Origin of the sequence: Pantoea sp. CFSAN033090, from assembly GCF_001264395.1 — a bacterium.
Classification (GTDB): Bacteria; Pseudomonadota; Gammaproteobacteria; order Enterobacterales; family Enterobacteriaceae; genus Pantoea; species Pantoea agglomerans.
The window spans coordinates 234,993-251,371 of the sequence record NZ_LGYX01000004.1; the positions used below are offsets into that span (position 1 = coordinate 234,993).

11 protein-coding genes are annotated in these 16,379 nt (G+C 55.8%); 7 read left to right on the plus strand and 4 right to left on the minus strand.

The window, feature by feature from the left end; all coding sequences use genetic code 11:
* The first annotated feature begins 23 nt into the window (after window positions 1-23).
* From cmoM to AFL22_RS04535, 7 genes are all read left to right on the plus strand, one after another.
* The gene (gene cmoM / locus AFL22_RS04505) at window positions 24-809 is read left to right on the plus strand and encodes a tRNA uridine 5-oxyacetic acid(34) methyltransferase CmoM (RefSeq protein WP_031594104.1); all 786 of its coding nucleotides are present in this window, start codon (window positions 24-26) and stop codon (window positions 807-809) included.
* The gene (gene mukF, locus AFL22_RS04510; protein WP_010254963.1) at window positions 806-2,128 is read left to right on the plus strand and encodes a chromosome partition protein MukF; all 1,323 of its coding nucleotides are present in this window, start codon (window positions 806-808) and stop codon (window positions 2,126-2,128) included. The genes cmoM and mukF overlap by 4 nt, the downstream gene beginning before the upstream one ends.
* Window positions 2,109-2,834 carry a chromosome partition protein MukE gene (gene mukE, locus AFL22_RS04515; RefSeq protein WP_022625940.1) on the plus strand — a complete coding sequence of 242 codons (726 nt, stop codon included), beginning with the start codon at window positions 2,109-2,111 and terminating at the stop codon, window positions 2,832-2,834. Before mukF ends, mukE begins: the two co-directional genes overlap by 20 nt.
* Window positions 2,831-7,318, plus strand: a complete 4,488-nt coding sequence (gene mukB / locus AFL22_RS04520) for a chromosome partition protein MukB (RefSeq protein WP_052270871.1) — start codon at window positions 2,831-2,833, stop codon at window positions 7,316-7,318. The genes mukE and mukB overlap by 4 nt, the downstream gene beginning before the upstream one ends.
* A gap of 147 nt (window positions 7,319-7,465) precedes the next feature.
* Window positions 7,466-9,277: a L,D-transpeptidase gene (gene ldtD / locus AFL22_RS04525; protein ID WP_033785537.1), complete on the plus strand. Its 1,812-nt coding sequence runs from the start codon at window positions 7,466-7,468 to the stop codon at window positions 9,275-9,277.
* Window positions 9,278-9,462: 185 nt separating this feature from the next.
* Window positions 9,463-10,011, plus strand: a complete 549-nt coding sequence (locus AFL22_RS04530; RefSeq protein WP_010254972.1) for a YcbK family protein — start codon at window positions 9,463-9,465, stop codon at window positions 10,009-10,011.
* Window positions 10,012-10,050: 39 nt separating this feature from the next.
* Window positions 10,051-10,680 carry an MBL fold metallo-hydrolase gene (locus tag AFL22_RS04535; RefSeq protein WP_010254975.1) on the plus strand — a complete coding sequence of 210 codons (630 nt, stop codon included), beginning with the start codon at window positions 10,051-10,053 and terminating at the stop codon, window positions 10,678-10,680.
* 42 nt (window positions 10,681-10,722) lie between these two features.
* Here the strand turns inward: AFL22_RS04535 and AFL22_RS04540 are convergent, their stop codons facing one another.
* The 4 genes from AFL22_RS04540 to pncB all read right to left on the minus strand — a co-directional run bounded on the left by AFL22_RS04540 (window position 10,723) and on the right by pncB (window position 16,373).
* Window positions 10,723-11,913, minus strand: coding sequence for an amino acid aminotransferase (locus AFL22_RS04540; RefSeq protein WP_052270872.1), 1,191 nt, complete (start codon window positions 11,911-11,913; stop codon window positions 10,723-10,725).
* 234 nt (window positions 11,914-12,147) lie between these two features.
* Entirely contained in the window at window positions 12,148-13,308 is a 1,161-nt protein-coding gene (gene ompF, locus AFL22_RS04545) for a porin OmpF (RefSeq protein ID WP_052270873.1), read from the minus strand.
* Between the two features lie 301 nt (window positions 13,309-13,609).
* Entirely contained in the window at window positions 13,610-15,010 is a 1,401-nt protein-coding gene (gene asnS, locus AFL22_RS04550) for an asparagine--tRNA ligase (RefSeq protein ID WP_010254981.1), read from the minus strand.
* 157 nt (window positions 15,011-15,167) lie between these two features.
* Complete coding sequence (gene pncB, locus AFL22_RS04555) at window positions 15,168-16,373, minus strand: nicotinate phosphoribosyltransferase (RefSeq protein WP_010669771.1); 1,206 nt, start codon at window positions 16,371-16,373, stop codon at window positions 15,168-15,170.
* Between the last annotated feature and the right edge of the window lie 6 nt (window positions 16,374-16,379).

Genomic DNA, 16,379 nt, shown 5'->3' on the forward strand with positions numbered 1-16,379 from the left:
CGCAGCATACCGGAGCGCATGCCATGCAGGATCGTAACTTTGACGATCTCGCGGATAAATTTTCGCAAAATATTTACGGCACCACTAAAGGGAAGATACGCCAGGCCATCCTCTGGGATGAGCTGGAGAAGATAGTGCCCGGTCTGTCACCGCACCCGCTGTCGGTGCTGGATGCTGGCGGCGGTGTCGGCCAGGTCTCCAGCGGGCTTGCTGCGCAGGGCCATCAGGTTCTGCTGTGCGACCTTTCCAGCGAGATGCTGCGCCGGGCCGCGGAAAATGCAGCGGCACAGGGTGTGAGCCACAACATGCAATTCAGACAAATTAGCGCTCAGCAGGTGGGCGAACATTTGGATAAGCCGGTGGATCTGGTATTGTTCCACGCTGTGCTTGAGTGGGTCGCTGAACCGGAGAAGGTGCTGAAAGCGCTGTTCGATCTGCTGCGTCCGGGGGGCGTCATGTCGCTGATGTTTTACAATCTGCACGGCCTGACATTGCGCACCTTAACGCTGGGTAACTTCGGCTATCTGCGCACCAACCTGACCAAACGCAAAAAGCGAACGCTGTCGCCTGACTATCCGCGCGACCCCGAGCAGGTCTATCGCTGGCTGGAGGCGTGTGGCTTTGTGATTGAGCAGCGTGCCGGGATCCGGGTGTTCAGTGACTACATGAAGCCGCCGAAGGGCGAGCCAAAAAGCGACGACGAAATTATTGAGATGGAGCGGCGTTACTGCCGTCAGGAACCCTTTTTGAGCTTAGGGCGCTACATCCACGTGACCGCGCGTAAACCCGGGCAGAAGGACGAATTATGAGTGAATTTTCCCAGACGGTACCTGAACTGGTCTCCTGGGCGCGCAAAAATGACTTTTCCCTTGCGCTGCCAGTGGAACGTCTGGCCTTTTTGCTGGCTATCGCCACCCTCAACGGTGAGCGGATGGATGGCGAAATGAGCGAAGGCGATCTGATTGATGCTTTCCGTCACGTCAGCAAAGCTTTCGAACAAACCCATGAAACCGTGTTGGTTCGTGCCAACAACGCCATCAACGACATGGTGCGACAGCGCCTGCTCAACCGTTTTACCAGCGAAATCACGGAAGGCAATGCCATCTATCGCCTGACGCCGCTGGCGATCGGCATCACCGACTATTACATCCGCCAGCGTGAGTTCTCGACTCTGCGCCTGTCGATGCAGCTGTCGATTGTGGCCAATGAGCTTAAGCGGGCAGCCGATGCCGCGCAGGAAAACGGTGATGAGTTTCACTGGCACCGCAATGTTTTCGCGCCGCTGAAATATTCCGTGGCGGAGATCTTCGACAGCATCGATATGACCCAGCGTCTGATGGATGAACAGCAGCAGGCGGTTAAAAATGATATCGCCGAACTGCTGAACAAAGACTGGCGCGCGGCCATCTCCAGCTGTGAAATGCTGCTTTCTGAAACCTCAGGAACGCTGCGTGAACTGCAGGATACGCTGGAAGCCGCGGGCGACAAACTTCAGGAAAATCTGCTGCGCATTCAGGATGCCACGCTGGACAGTCCCGATCTGGGCTTCGTCGATAAGCTGGTGTTTGATCTGCAAAGCAAACTCGACCGTATTACCAGCTGGGGCCAGCAGGCGATTGACCTCTGGATCGGCTATGACCGGCACGTCCATAAATTTATTCGTACCGCCATCGACATGGATAAAAACCGCGTCTTTGCGCAGCGCCTGCGGGTATCGGTGCAGAATTACTTCGACGCGCCCTGGGCGCTGACCTATGCCAACGCCGACCGCCTGTATGACATGCGTGATGAGGCGCTGACGCTGCGTAACGACGAAGTGATGGGCGAACTGCCGCCGGAGATGGAGTACGAGGAGATTAACGAAATCCGCGAACAGCTGGCAGCGATGATTGAAGAAGCGCTGCAGGTCTACAAATCGCAACAAAAACCGCTCAACCTCGCGTCAGTGATGCGCGACTACCTGGCCCAGTATCCCCGAGCCCGCCATTTCGATCTGGCGCGCATTGTGGTGGATCAGGCGGTGCGCCTTGGCGTAGCGGAAGCTGATTTAGCCGGTTTGCCTGTGGAATGGCAAGCCATCAATGATTACGGAGCCAAGGTGCAGGCACATGTCATCGACAAATATTGAACAAGTGATGCCGGTTAAGCTGGCACAGGCACTGGCCAACCCGATTTTTCCCGCGCTGGACAGCCAGTTACGCGCCGGACGCCATATCGGTATCGAAGAGCTGGATAATCACGCTTTTCTGATGGACTACCAGTCGTTTCTCGAAGAGTTTTACAGCCGCTATAACGTTGAGTTAATCCGTGCGCCGGAAGGCTTTTTCTATCTGCGTCCGCGTTCAACCACGCTGATTCCGCGTTCCGTGCTCTCTGAGCTGGACATGATGGTCGGGAAGATTCTCTGCTATCTCTATCTCAGCCCGGAACGACTGGCCAATGAAGGTATCTTCACCCAGCAGGAGCTGTACGACGAACTGCTCTCTCTGGCCGATGAGAACCGCCTGCTGAAGCTGGTCAACCAGCGTTCAACCGGTTCGGATCTGGATCGCACCAAACTGCAGGAGAAAGTGCGCGCCTCTCTGAGCCGCCTGCGTCGCCTTGGCATGGTGTGGTTTTTCGGCAACGACAGCAGCAAGTTCCGCATCACGGAATCGGTGTTCCGCTTTGGTGCCGACGTGCGCGGCGGTGATGATGCCCGTGAAGCGCAGCTTCGTCTGATTCGTGATGGCGAGGCCATGCTACTGGAAAACGCGACAGCACCGGTCGACACCGATGAAGGTGAAGGGCAGGAAGGTGACGCGAGTGAGAACGCAGAGGAAGAACAGGCATGATTGAGCGCGGAAAGTTTCGTTCGCTTACGCTGATCAACTGGAACGGCTTTTTTGCCCGTACCTTTGATCTCGATGAATTAGTGACCACGCTGTCAGGCGGTAACGGTGCGGGTAAGTCCACCACGATGGCGGCATTTGTCACCGCGCTGATCCCCGATTTAACGCTGCTGCACTTCCGTAACACCACCGAAGCGGGCGCGACATCAGGATCCCGTGACAAGGGTCTGCACGGTAAACTGCGGGCTGGCGTCTGCTACTCCATGCTGGATGTGGTGAACTCACGCCATCAGCGTGTCGTGGTCGGTGTCCGTCTGCAACAGGTCGCCGGACGCGATAAAAAGGTCGATATCAAGCCATTCAGTATTCATGGCCTGCCCACCGACACCAACCCAACCGATATGCTGACGGAAGTGCTTAACAGCCGTCAGGCACGCGTATTACCGCTGAACGAAGTCAAAGAGCGGGTTGAGGCGCAGGAAGGGGTACAGTTCCGCGCCTATAACTCAGTCACCGATTATCACGCCATGCTGTTTGATCTTGGTGTGGTGCCGCGTCGTCTGCGCTCTGCCAGCGATCGCAGCAAGTTTTATCGTCTGATTGAAGCCTCGCTGTATGGCGGTATCTCCAGCGCCATCACCCGATCGCTGCGTGATTACCTGCTGCCTGAAAACAGTGGCGTGCGCAAAGCATTCCAGGATATGGAGGCCGCGCTGCGCGAGAACCGCATGACGCTGGAGGCGATCCGCGTTACCCAGTCTGACCGCGATCTCTTCAAGCATCTGATCTCCGAGGCGACCAGCTACGTTTCGGCTGACTATATGCGCCACGCCAACGAGCGTCGGGGACACCTCGACAGCGCGTTACAGCTGCGCAGCGAACTGTTCAGCAGCCGTAAGCAGCTCGCCACCGAGCAGTATCGTCATGTTGAGATGGCGCGCGAACTGGCCGAGCACAGTGGTGCAGAAAACGATCTAGAAGTCGATTATCAGGCCGCCAGCGATCACCTGAACCTGGTACAGACGGCGATGCGTCAGCAGGAGAAGATTGAGCGCTACGATGCGGATATCGAAGATCTGACGCTGCGGCTGGAAGAGCAGACCGAAGTGGTCGCCGAAGCGCGTGAAATTCAGGAAGAGAATGAAGCGCGGGCCGAAGCGGCTGAGCTGGAAGTGGATGAGCTGAAAAGCCAGCTGGCCGATTTCCAGCAGGCGCTCGACGTGCAGCAAACCCGCGCTATCCAGTATCAGCAGGCATTGCAGGCGCTGGAACGCGCCCGCACGCTCTGCCAGCTGCCCGATCTGAGCATTGACAATGCGGCTGAATGGCAGGAAAGCTTCCAGGCCAAAGAGGAAGAGGCGACAGAACGGTTGCTGCGCCTGGAGCAGAAGCTGAGCGTAGCGGAAGCAGCGCACAGTCAGTTTGAACAGGCGCTGGCGCTGGTGACCAGCATTGCCGGTAACGTGACCCGTCAGGACGCCTGGCAAACCGGCCGCGAACTGCTGCGTGATGCCAGCAACCAACGTCATCACGCCGACCAGCTCTCTTCGCTGCGTCTGCGTCTCAATGAATTGGAGCAGCGTCTGCGCGAGCAGCATGAGGCGGAGCGTCTGCTGGCGGAATTCTGCAAGCGTCAGGGGCAGCATTATGAAGCGGATGCGCTGGCAGGCCTGCAGCAGGAGCTTGAAGCACAGATTGAACAGCTGAACAGCAGCGTCTCCGACGCCGGTGAGCAGCGCATGATGATGCGCCAGGAGCTGGAGCAGCTGCGTGAACGCATCACCAGCCTGACCGCCCGTGCGCCACACTGGCTGGCGGCGCAGGAGATCCTGACCCAGCTTAGCGAGCAGACCGGCCAGGCGCTGAACAGCAGCCAGGACGTGACCGAATATATGCAGCAGCTGCTGGAGCGTGAGCGTGAAACCACCGTCGAGCGCGACGAAGTGGCCGCTCAAAAACGTGATATCGAGCGGCAGATTGAACGTCTTAGCCAGCCAGGCGGTGCGGAAGATGCGCGCCTGACCCAGCTGGCCGAACGTTTTGGCGGCGTATTGCTGTCAGAGATTTACGATGATGTGACGCTGGATGATGCGCCTTACTTCTCGGCGCTCTACGGTCCGTCGCGTCATGCGATTGTGGTGCCGGATCTCTCCCGCGTTCGTGAGTTGCTGGATGGTCTGGAAGAGTGTCCGGAAGATCTCTACCTGATCGAGGGTGATCCGCAGTCGTTCGATGACAGCGTCTTCAGCGTCGATGAACTGCAGAATGCGGTGGTGGTGAAGGTGGCAGAGCGTCAGTGGCGCTACTCCCGCTTCCCGAAAATACCGCTGTTTGGCCGCGCGGCGCGTGAGAATCAGCTGGAGCTGCTGCACCTTGAGCGCGATAAGCTGGCCGAACGCTACGCCATGCTGTCGTTCGACGTGCAGAAAACGCAGCGTCTGCATCAGTCATTCAGCCGCTTTATCGGCAGTCATCTGGCCGTCGCCTTTGACGCCGATCCGGAAGCGCAGATCCGTCAGCTCGGCGCACGCCGGGGTGAGCTGGAGCGCGCTCTGAATCAGCATGAGAGCAACAATCAGCAGCAGCGTCAGCAGTATGAGCTGGCCAAAGAGGGCGTATCACAGTTAAACCGGCTGCTGCCACGCGTCAATCTGCTGCTGGATGAGACGCTGGGCGATCGCTGCGAAGAGATCCGCGAGCAGGTCGATGCCGCACAGGAAGCGGCGCGCTTCCTGCATCAGCATGGCGCTAAGCTGGCGAAACTGGAACCGATCATCGCCGTGCTGCAGAGCGATCCTGAACAGCATGAGCAGTTACAGGCGGATTATCAGCAGGCGCAGCAGCAGCAGCGTAATGCGCGTCAGCAGGCCTTTGCCCTGACAGAAGTGGTGCAGCGTCGCGCCCACTTCAGCTACGACGATTCGGCCAGCATGCTCAATGGCAACAACGACCTCAGCGATAAGCTGCGTCAGCGTCTGGAGCAGGCTGAGGGCGAACGCAGCCGCAGTCGTGATCGCCTGCGTGAACATCAGGCGCAGCTGACGCAATACTCCCAGGTGCTGGCCTCGCTGAAAAGCGCCTATGACGCCAAGCGCGACATGCTCAAAGAGCTGCAGCAGGAGATGCAGGATATTGGCGTCCAGGCTGACAGCAGCGCCGAAGAACGCGCGCGTATTCGCCGTGACGAGCTCTACACGGCGCTGAGTCATAACCGCGCCCGCCGCAATCAGCTGGAGAAACAGCTTACCTTCTGCGAAGCGGAGATGGATAACCTGCAGAAGCGACTGCGTCAGCTGGAGCGTCAGTATCATCAGGTGCGTGAACAGGTGGTCAGCGCCAAAGCGGGTTGGTGTAACGTACTGCGTCTGGTGAAAGAGAATGGCGTTGAGCGTCGTCTGCATCGCCGTGAACTGGCCTACCTGAGCGGCGATGAGCTGCGCTCTATGTCGGATAAAGCGCTGGGTGCGCTGCGTCTGGCGGTGGCGGACAACGAACATCTGCGCGACGTGCTGCGACTGTCGGAAGATCCAAAACGTCCGGAACGTAAAATTCAGTTCTTTATTGCGGTTTATCAGCATCTGCGCGAGCGTATTCGTCAGGATATTATTCGGACTGACGATCCGGTCGAAGCAATTGAGCAGATGGAAATCGAGCTGAACCGTCTGACGGAAGAGCTGACGGCGCGTGAGCAGATGCTGGCAATCAGTTCGCGCAGTGCGGCCAACATCATCCGTAAAACGATCCAGCGTGAACAGAACCGTATCCGCCAGCTCAACCAGGGCCTGCAGACCGTCAGCTTTGGTCAGGTACGCAGCGTGCGGCTCAACGTGAACGTGCGTGAAACCCACGCCATGCTGCTGGATACGCTGTCGGAAGAGCACGAGCAGCATCAGGATCTCTTTAACAGCAATCGCCTGACCTTCTCTGAGGCGCTGGCGAAGCTCTACCAGCGTCTTAATCCGCATATCGACATGGGGCAGCGTACGCCGCAGACCATCGGTGAGGAGCTGCTGGACTACCGCAACTATCTGGAGATGGAAGTGGAAGTCAATCGCGGTTCCGATGGCTGGCTGCGCGCAGAGAGCGGGGCGCTCTCAACCGGTGAAGCGATCGGTACCGGTATGTCCATTCTGGTGATGGTAGTGCAGAGCTGGGAAGAAGAGTCCCGTCGTCTGCGCGGCAAAGATATTTCGCCATGCCGACTGCTGTTTCTTGATGAAGCGGCCCGTCTTGATGCCCGTTCCATCGCCACGCTGTTTGAACTCTGTGAGCGACTGGAGATGCAGCTGGTGATTGCAGCACCGGAGAATATCAGTCCGGAAAAAGGCACGACCTACAAACTGGTGCGTAAGGTGTTTAATAACACCGAGCATGTGCATGTGGTCGGTCTGCGTGGTTTTGCTGCCGATCCTTCGCCGATGCGGGCGGGAAGCGACGCAGATGCGCTGCCCGATTTAACCGCTGAAAATTCGCAGGCGGAAACGTAGTCAAAAACTGAACCATTCGTTAATCTGGTTACGGCATTTGTCGCATGAGGCAAATGCCGTTTTTGTTTGTATACTCACATGATGAGTCACGGCGCGGTCGCAGTGGATACAGGGAACACTGCGAAGTTGAAAAACAAGGGGGCAGGGATGTTGCTGGTAAAAAAATTAAATCATCATCGCGTTCTATCATTGTTAGCGCTGGCGCTAACCGTTGTTCCATTTACGCTACCGCAGGCCGCTGTCATCGCCGCTTTGCCCGGGACAACGCAGGCGGCTATCTCCGTTTCCGAAAGTCAGCAACGCATCCGGCAGGCGTTTTCCAGCGCCGATCAGCCGTTTTATCTGGCACCGCTGGCGACGCTCTATGCATCCCGCCATATGCAACCGCTCTGGCAGGATCCCCAGGCGGTGCAAAAATTTCAGCAGCAGCTGGCTGAAGTGGCGCTTTCCGGCGTTCAGCCACAGTTCACGCGCTGGATTGAGCGTCTGACTAACCCGGCGATCACCGGCTTTGCCCGGGATGTCGCGCTGTCCGATGCGATGCTGGGCTATCTGCAATTTGTTTCTAATGTGCCGACGCAGGGTGAAACCTGGCTTTACAGCAATGTTCCCTACCGGCTGACGCAGCCGTCGGTGGCGGTCGTGAATCAGTGGCAGAACGCGGTCAATGCAGGATCGGGCAACACGTTTATTGCGTCCCTGCAGCCGCAGCACCCGCAGTATCAGCCGATGCACGCCGCGCTGAAAACCCTGCTAGGCGATAAGCAGCCCTGGCCGCAGCTGAAGAGCAGTGAAACGCTGCGTCCGGGACAGGTCAGTGACGATGTGCCGGCGCTGCGTGAAATCCTGCAGCGCAGCGGCATGTTAACGGCGCAGGTTAATGCACCTGCACCAGATGACGATGCGGTGCCGGTGGCCGCCTCACCAGTGACCCACAGCGACCAGCCGGTTGCGGTCAGCCCTTCTGCCGCGCCAGTCACCGATCTGTCCGCGCCTTCACTGCAATCGCCGGGTAACGTTCAGAGTCAGACGCTGGAAGGGAACACCGCCAATGTCTATGACGAGACGCTGGTGGCGGGTGTGAAGCGTTTCCAGCAGTGGCAGGGACTGGATGGCGACGGTGCTATCGGTGCCAGAACGCGGCAGTGGCTTAACGTCTCTCCGCAGATGCGTGCTTCGTTGCTGGCGCTGAACATTCAGCGACTGCGCCTGCTGCCGGACGATATGCACAACGGCATTATGGTGAACATCGCCAACTACTCGCTGATTTATTACAACAACGGTAACAAGATCCTCTCATCACGGGTCATTGTCGGGCGTCCCGATCGCAAAACGCCGTTGATGCGCAGCGCGCTCAATAATGTGGTGCTGAACCCGCCGTGGAATGTACCAACCACGCTGGTGCGTAAAGATATCATTCCTAAAGTGAAGCAGGATCCGACCTATCTCTATAAGCATGGCTATACCCTGCTGTCGGGCTGGAGCGCTGACGCTGAAGTGATCGACCCCAGCATGATCGACTGGCGCATGGTCACCGCTTCATCGTTCCCCTATCGGTTGATTCAGGCACCGGGTGTGGCGAATGCGCTGGGCCGCTATAAATTTAATATGCCCAGCTCAGATGCGATCTATCTGCACGACACGCCGAACCACAACCTGTTCCAGCGCGATATCCGCGCGCTCAGCTCAGGCTGCGTCCGGGTAAATAAAGCGTCGGAACTGGCAGGCTTATTACTGCAGGACGCGGGCTGGAACGATGCCCGCATCTCCAGTACGTTAAAAGAGGGTGACACCCGCTACGTGCCCATTCGGCATCGTATTCCGGTCAATCTCTATTATCTGACGGCGTGGGTCGCTGATGATGGCAAACCACAGTTCCGCACAGATATTTACAATTATGATGACACCGCGCGTTCGGGCAGCCAGGCTTTGAGTCGGGCTGAGCAATTGCTGCTCTAGTGATTGATTTTAAATCGTTAGCGGCGGGCCGGTTATTCAGAAAAATGTTATCAAATGGCGATTCCTGCAGGGATCGCCACGCAAACAGGTTGCAGATGGGTTGACGCTCTACTGAGAGAAAGTTATGGTTCGGGCTGTGCGCTTTTTGCACATTTCTATGGCTTCACTCTCAGGTAAATCGTTACATGTCTACTATTGATTCTTTTCGTCGCAAACTACTGCTGTGCGGTAGCGCCGCCGCCGGTCTGGCATTATTACCCGCTTCTGCAAGGGCCTCGCTTTCTACCTCTCGCCCGCGCGTATTGATGCTTAATAATCTTCATACCGGTGAAACCCTTAAAACTGAGTTTTTTAATGGTAAGAGTTACGACAAGGATGAGTTGTCACGATTAAATCACTTTTTCCGTGACTATCGCGCCAATAAAGTGAAAAGCATCGATCCGCACCTGTTTGATCAAATCTTCCGCCTGCAGGCGCTGCTGGGAATGCGTAAACCGATACAGCTGGTTTCGGGCTACCGTTCACTGGCAACCAACAACATGTTACGTGAGAGCGGTCCTGGGGTGGCAAAGCACAGCTATCACACCAAAGGACAGGCAATGGATTTCCATATCGAAGGGGTTTCTCTGGCCAATGTACGCAAAGCGGCGTTATCTCTGCGTGCGGGTGGTGTAGGATATTATCCCCGCAGTAACTTTGTACATATTGATACCGGGCCGATCAGGCACTGGTAATGACACCGGCAACGCTGCGTGAGCCGGTCATGGAGCGTTATGAATTACCACATTATTCCTGTTACCGCGTTTGCCCAGAATTGTTCAGTTATCTGGTGCGAGTCTACTCGTGAAGCCGCGCTGGTTGATCCAGGCGGCGATGCCGATCTGATCAAAGAGACGCTGGAACAACGCCAACTTAAACCTTCCCGGATTCTGCTGACTCATGGACACCTTGATCACGTCGGGGCCGCCGTCGAGTTGGCTGCCTTCTGGCAGATTCCGATTGTCGGACCACAAAAGCGTGATGCATTCTGGCTGGAGGCGCTGCCTACCCAGAGCCGGATGTTCGGACTTGATGAATGCGCGCCTTTTACCCCCGATCGCTGGCTGGAAGAGGGGGAGAGCGTACAGGTAGGGCTGACCACGCTGGAAGTCCTGCACTGTCCGGGCCATTCGCCTGGCCACGTGGTGTTCTTCGATCGTCCAGGAAGGTTACTGATTTCAGGTGACGTGATTTTTAATGGTGGTGTGGGACGCACAGACTTCCCGCAGGGCGATCATCAGCAGTTAATCGATGCTATCCGCACGAAACTGCTGCCGCTGGGCGATGATGTCACTTTTCTGCCCGGTCACGGCCCGATTTCTACGCTGGGGCATGAACGCATCAGCAATCCTTTCCTGCAATAAAAAATGGGCCAGCAGGCCCATTTTTCAATTCGGTCATCCTGCTTACAGCACGGCGACAATCGCTTCGCACAGCGCCGACATATTGTCTGGCGTCATGCCCGCCACATTCACCCGACCTGAGTTCACCGCGTAAACGCCAAACTCTTCACGCAGGCGAATGACCTGCTCTTTGGTTAAGCCACTGAACGAGAACATGCCGTTCTGCTTAATAATAAAGCTGAAGTCGCGCTGTGCGCCTTTTTCCGCCAGCGTGTTTACGAAGAGCTGGCGCATGCGCTGAATACGCTGGCGCATGTCCGACAGCTCCTGCTCCCAGATGGTACGCAGGGTATCGTTGCCCAGAATGGTGGCGACGATGGCGGCGCCATGTGCCGGCGGATTGGAGTAGTTCGCGCGAATGGTGTACTTCACCTGACTGAACGCGGTATCAGCCACGCTTGCTTCGGCGGCAACCAGCGTGATGGCACCAACACGCTCGTTATACAGGCCGAAATTCTTGGAGTAAGAGCTGGCGACGATCAGTTCCTGATGCGAGGCGGCAAAAATACGCAGGCCTTCTGCATCTTCCTCCAGACCACGGGCAAAACCCTGGTAAGCGAAGTCAAACAACGGCAGCCAGCCGTTGGCCTGTGACAGCTCCGCCAGCTGTTGCCACTGCTCAGCGGTCGGGTCGATACCGGTCGGGTTATGGCAGCAGCCGTGGAACAGCACCACATCGCCTGGCTGAACCTGTTTCAGTGACGCGACCATGCCATCGAAATCCAGCTTATGGTTTGCCGGGTCGTAGTAGTGGTATTCACAGACCTCAAGACCGGCAGCGTTAAACACGTTGTTGTGATTCGGCCAGCTTGGATTGCTGATCCAGACCCGCTTCACCGATGTTTGCGTGGCGAGGAAATCGGCTGCAACGCGTAGCGCGCCTGTACCACCCGGTGTCTGAGCTGTGCGAGCGCGGCCAGTGGTGATTAGCGGGCTCTGGTTGCCAAACAGCAGGGCCTGCGTGCAGCGGGCAAAATCAGCCAGGCCATCAATGCTGAGATAGTTTTTGGTGGTTTCATTTTCCAGCAGATATTGCTCAGCTTTTTTAACACTGGTCAGCACCGGGGTCTTGCCGGTTTCGTCTTTATAGACGCCGATACCCAGATTGATTTTTTCCGGGCGGTCGTCAGCACGAAACAGATCGGCCAGCCCAAGAATAGGATCGGCGGGTGCAGCAGAGATCGATTCAAACATGTGTCAGGTCCATTAGCGTGAACTTTAGCGAAAAGAGCTCTCAGGTTAGCGTCCGGCCAGTCAAATGCCAACCGTTTGCGAGACAAATTCATACATTTTGTAGTGTGGATTGCGTGACGGGGAAAGGTAGTGATTAAAGCGGGGTAACGGCGCGAGGGAAAACGCACCTGTCGGGAATAGCAGCCATAAAAAAACGGGGCCTTAGCCCCGTTTTTCAACATGTTTTAAGCAGTATTAGAACTGGTAAACCAGGCCAACTGCTACAGTGTCATCAGTGTTCAGATTCAGACGGTTATTGTCATCCAGCTGGTTGATCTGATAGTCCACATAGGTAGACATGTTTTTGTTGAAGTAGTAGGTCGCGCCGATATCAATATATTTGATCAGGTCAGCATCGCCCACACCTTCGATATCCTTGCCTTTAGACTGAACATAAGCAATGGATGGGCGCAGGCCGAAGTCGAACTGATACTGTGCTACCAGCTCAATGTTCTGTGCTTTGTTTGCAAAGCCAGTGGTAGAGAACGCGTTACCGTTAGCCAGAGTACCGGTAGCAGTAACTGGTGTTGAGTTGCGAGTTTCACCGTACATTGCAGCCAGGTAAACGTTGTTTGCATCGTACTTGATTGCCGTTGCCCAGTTTTCAGCACGTTTACCAGCACCCTGGCCGGTGACAGTGGTAGTTGCTGGACCGCCGCCATTAGCTTCGCTAGGTGTAACAGTTGTCTGTGCGCCTGCTGCCTGAGCATTAGTACGGTCGCTGCTGCTATAAGCACCTACGATACCCAGACCGATTGGTGAGGTATAAGAGGTTGAAACGCCCCAGCCGTCGCCGTTAGCACGACGGATTTCATCACGGTCGTTTTTGCCCTGATACTGAGCAGCAAAGTCCCAGCCATCAACCAGGCCGAAGAAGTTAGTATTGCGATAAGTCAGCAGGCCGGTGCTACGACCATTCATGAAGTTATCTGAGTATCCTGAGTCGCCACCGAACTCTGGCAGCATATCGGTCCAGCCGATTGCATCATAAACCACACCGTAGTTACGGCCGTAGTCGATTGAGCCAGCATCACCGAATTTCAGACCGGCGAAGCCCAGACGGGTTTTGTTGCCGTCTTGTGCGTCAGAACCTTCAGAGTTGTTCGCCTGAACGTTGTATTCCCACTGGCCGTAACCGGTCAGCTGGTCGTTAATCTGAGTTTCACCCTTGAAGCCGAAGCGAACGTAAGTATTGTCGCCATCGTTGCCGTCGTTATCAGAGAAGTAATGCAGGCCAACAGCTTTACCGTACAGGTCCAGTTTGTTGCCGTCTTTGTTATAGATTTCTGCAGCGTTTGCTGCGCCGGCGGCTAACAGAGCAGGGATAACCACTGCAAGAATATTGCGCTTCATCATTATTCATTACCCTCATTGGAGTTATTTGTACACCTGCCACTGCCGTCAAGAAACCTTTACGGGAACCCTGAACGAAGTTTGGTGTCTTCCTGTGTCTGCACGCATCTTTCCATCCCACCCGCCGTAATTCTAGCGCTTAAATGCTACTAAACTCGTAATCTTGTTTCAGTAAGAAAATATGTATTACAAAATGTAAAAAACACGGAACTTTGTGAGAGAACTCAAAATTTACAAAAATAAAAAAAGGCCGGCAGTGCCGACCTCGTTATATATATGAATTTCTTATATTTAATGCCGAATATCAGAAACTCGCGTTGCGTGGGGTGCGCGGGAAGGGGATTACGTCCCTGACATTTTGTACGCCGGTGACATAGGCGATTAAACGTTCAAAGCCTAATCCAAAGCCAGAATGTGGCACGGTACCGTAGCGACGCAGGTCACGATACCACCAGTAATCTTCTTTATTCAGACCCATCTCTTCCAGACGCGCATCCAGGACATCCAGACGTTCTTCACGCTGTGAACCGCCAATGATCTCACCAATGCCTGGCGCCAGAACATCCATCGCCGCCACGGTTTTGCCATCGTCATTCAGGCGCATATAGAACGCCTTAATGTCTTTCGGATAGTTTTTCACCACCACAGGCGCTTTAAAGTGTTTCTCGGCCAGGTAACGCTCATGCTCAGAGGAGAGGTCAATACCCCAGGAAACCGGGTTTTCGAAGGTCTGACCGCAGTTCATCAGGATCTCAACAGCATCGGTATAATCCACCTGCGCGAAATCGGTGGTGATGAAACGCTGCAGGCGCTCAACCGCCTCTTTATCTACCCGCTCAGCAAAGAAGGCCATGTCATCGGCACGCTCTTCCAGCACCGCGTTGAAGACATACTTCAGCATTGATTCGGCCAGTGCAGCGGCATCATCCAGTGAGGCAAAGGCGATTTCCGGCTCCAGCATCCAGAATTCCGCCAGATGGCGGCTGGTGTTGGAGTTCTCTGCGCGGAACGTCGGACCGAAGGTGTAGATCTTCGACAGGGCGCTGGCATAGGTTTCGCCATTCAGCTGACCTGAAACGGTCAGGAACGCCTCTTTACCAAAGAAATCTTCGCTGAAGTCAACTTTGCCCTGATCGTTACGCGGCAGGTTTTCCATATCCAGCGTAGAGACACGGAACATTTCGCCGGCACCTTCGGTATCGGAGGCGGTAATCAGCGGCGTCGAGACCCAGAAATAGCCATTTTCATGGAAGAAGCGATGCAGCGCCTGCGCCAGGGTGTGGCGAACACGGGCGACCGCGCCAATCAGGTTGGTGCGCGGACGCAGGTGAGCCACTTCGCGCAGATACTCGATACTGTGGCGTTTCGCCGCCATCGGGTAGCTGTCGGGATCTTCCACCCAGCCCACGACTTCCAGGCTGGTCGCCTGAATCTCAAACGCCTGGCCCTGACCCGGCGAGGCCACCACTTTACCGGTGACGATAACGGAACAGCCCGTGGTCAGACGCAGCACTTCATCCTGATAATTATTCAGAGAATTATTGACGACAGCCTGAACGGGATTAAAGCAGGAGCCGTCATAGACAGCGATGAAGGAAAGACCGGCTTTGGAATCTCTTCGGGTACGCACCCAACCACGTACGGTGACTTCACTGTCAACCGCGACGCGACCGTGCAGTACGTCCGCTACAGGCACTACGCTCATAAATATCTCTCTATATAGAAGAAGTGAGTAAAAAAGTTGCCCCATCCGGGGTTTTGCTATGTTACTTGCGAGTCTTCAGGAAACAAGCAAAATTCAGGGGGAAAGCAGATTTATTACAGCAGAGGCGGGGCGTATCAACGCCCCGATAAGAAGAGGATTAACTCGCTTTTTTCACCAGCGGCAGATCAAAAGCTTTACGCAGGGCCCTGACAAAGGCTTTATCCTGGCAGATGGTTTTGCCCGGGCTGTCTGAGAGTTTCGCCACCGGCTTGCCATTGCACTGCACCAGTTTGATAACGATATTCAGTGGCGTCACGCCCGGAATATCGCAGGTGAGGCGGGTTCCGATGCCGAACACCACGTTCGTCCGCTGACCAAAGTGGCGGTAAAGCGCCAGCGCTTTGTCGAGATTTAAGTTGTCAGAAAAGACCAGGTGTTTGCTTTGCGGATCGATACCCAGCTTCTGGTAGTGGGCGAGGGCTTTCTCGCCCCATTCGACCGGATCGCCGGAGTCGTGGCGCAGTCCCTGATAGCGGCGGGCAAACACCGGGCCGAAATCGCGCAGGAATGCGTCCATGGCGATGCAATCGGTCAGGGCGATGCCCAGCTTATCGTCATACTCATCCAGCCACGCCTGTAGCGCAGCGCGCTGGCTGTTGGCCAGTACCGGACTGATCTGCTGGAAGGCCTGGAACCACTCATGCGCCTGTGTTCCCACTGGCGTCAGTGACAGACGGCGCGCCAGATCATAGTTACTGGTGCCAATCAGCCACGGAAATTCCTGTTTCAGCGTTGAGACGATCGACTGCTGCACATCCTGCGAATAGCGACGACGGGTGCCAAAATCCATCAGGCGGAAGCGTGACATATCAAGGTCAGCCACCTGGGCCTTAAAGTCGCCGAGTTTTTGATGTAAGTGGTCAAGTGCCTGCTGAGTAGTGACCTGCGGCGTGCGATGACGATGCACAATCTCACTGATCAGCGCCAGCAGCGGCACCTCCCACATGATCACTTCGCGCCACGGCCCCTGAATACGGAGTTCCAGCTTGCCATGGTGATTGCGCACCTCAACCTGATCCGGGTTATAGCGGAACTGGCGTAACCAGCTGAGGTAATCCTGCCGGAAGAAGGGAAGGTGAGACAACCAGGTCGCTTCATCATCAGTCAGCGCCAGGTGTTGCATTGCGGTTATCGCGTCACGAATTTCGTCAGCGTAGAGACCCAGCAGTTCGTCGCCGCGGCAGCGAAACTCCGCCGCCACCGTTATGTCATGATAGCGGTGGAAAACGGCCTGCTGCATATGGAGCTTATAGGCGTCCGTATCCAGCAGCGAGGTCAGTATCGGGGAAGCATGTCCTGTCATGGCGCG

Coding starts and splice junctions, on each gene's coding strand:
- AFL22_RS04530 (WP_010254972.1), top strand. CDS start 9,463: ATGTCTACTATTGATTCTTTTCGTCGCAAACTACTGCTGTGCGGTAGC.
- AFL22_RS04535 (WP_010254975.1), top strand. CDS start 10,051: ATGAATTACCACATTATTCCTGTTACCGCGTTTGCCCAGAATTGTTCA.
- cmoM (WP_031594104.1), top strand. CDS start 24: ATGCAGGATCGTAACTTTGACGATCTCGCGGATAAATTTTCGCAAAAT.
- mukE (WP_022625940.1), top strand. CDS start 2,109: ATGTCATCGACAAATATTGAACAAGTGATGCCGGTTAAGCTGGCACAG.
- ompF (WP_052270873.1), bottom strand. CDS start 13,308: ATGATGAAGCGCAATATTCTTGCAGTGGTTATCCCTGCTCTGTTAGCC.
- pncB (WP_010669771.1), bottom strand. CDS start 16,373: ATGACAGGACATGCTTCCCCGATACTGACCTCGCTGCTGGATACGGAC.
- mukB (WP_052270871.1), top strand. CDS start 2,831: ATGATTGAGCGCGGAAAGTTTCGTTCGCTTACGCTGATCAACTGGAAC.
- mukF (WP_010254963.1), top strand. CDS start 806: ATGAGTGAATTTTCCCAGACGGTACCTGAACTGGTCTCCTGGGCGCGC.
- AFL22_RS04540 (WP_052270872.1), bottom strand. CDS start 11,913: ATGTTTGAATCGATCTCTGCTGCACCCGCCGATCCTATTCTTGGGCTG.
- ldtD (WP_033785537.1), top strand. CDS start 7,466: ATGTTGCTGGTAAAAAAATTAAATCATCATCGCGTTCTATCATTGTTA.
- asnS (WP_010254981.1), bottom strand. CDS start 15,010: ATGAGCGTAGTGCCTGTAGCGGACGTACTGCACGGTCGCGTCGCGGTT.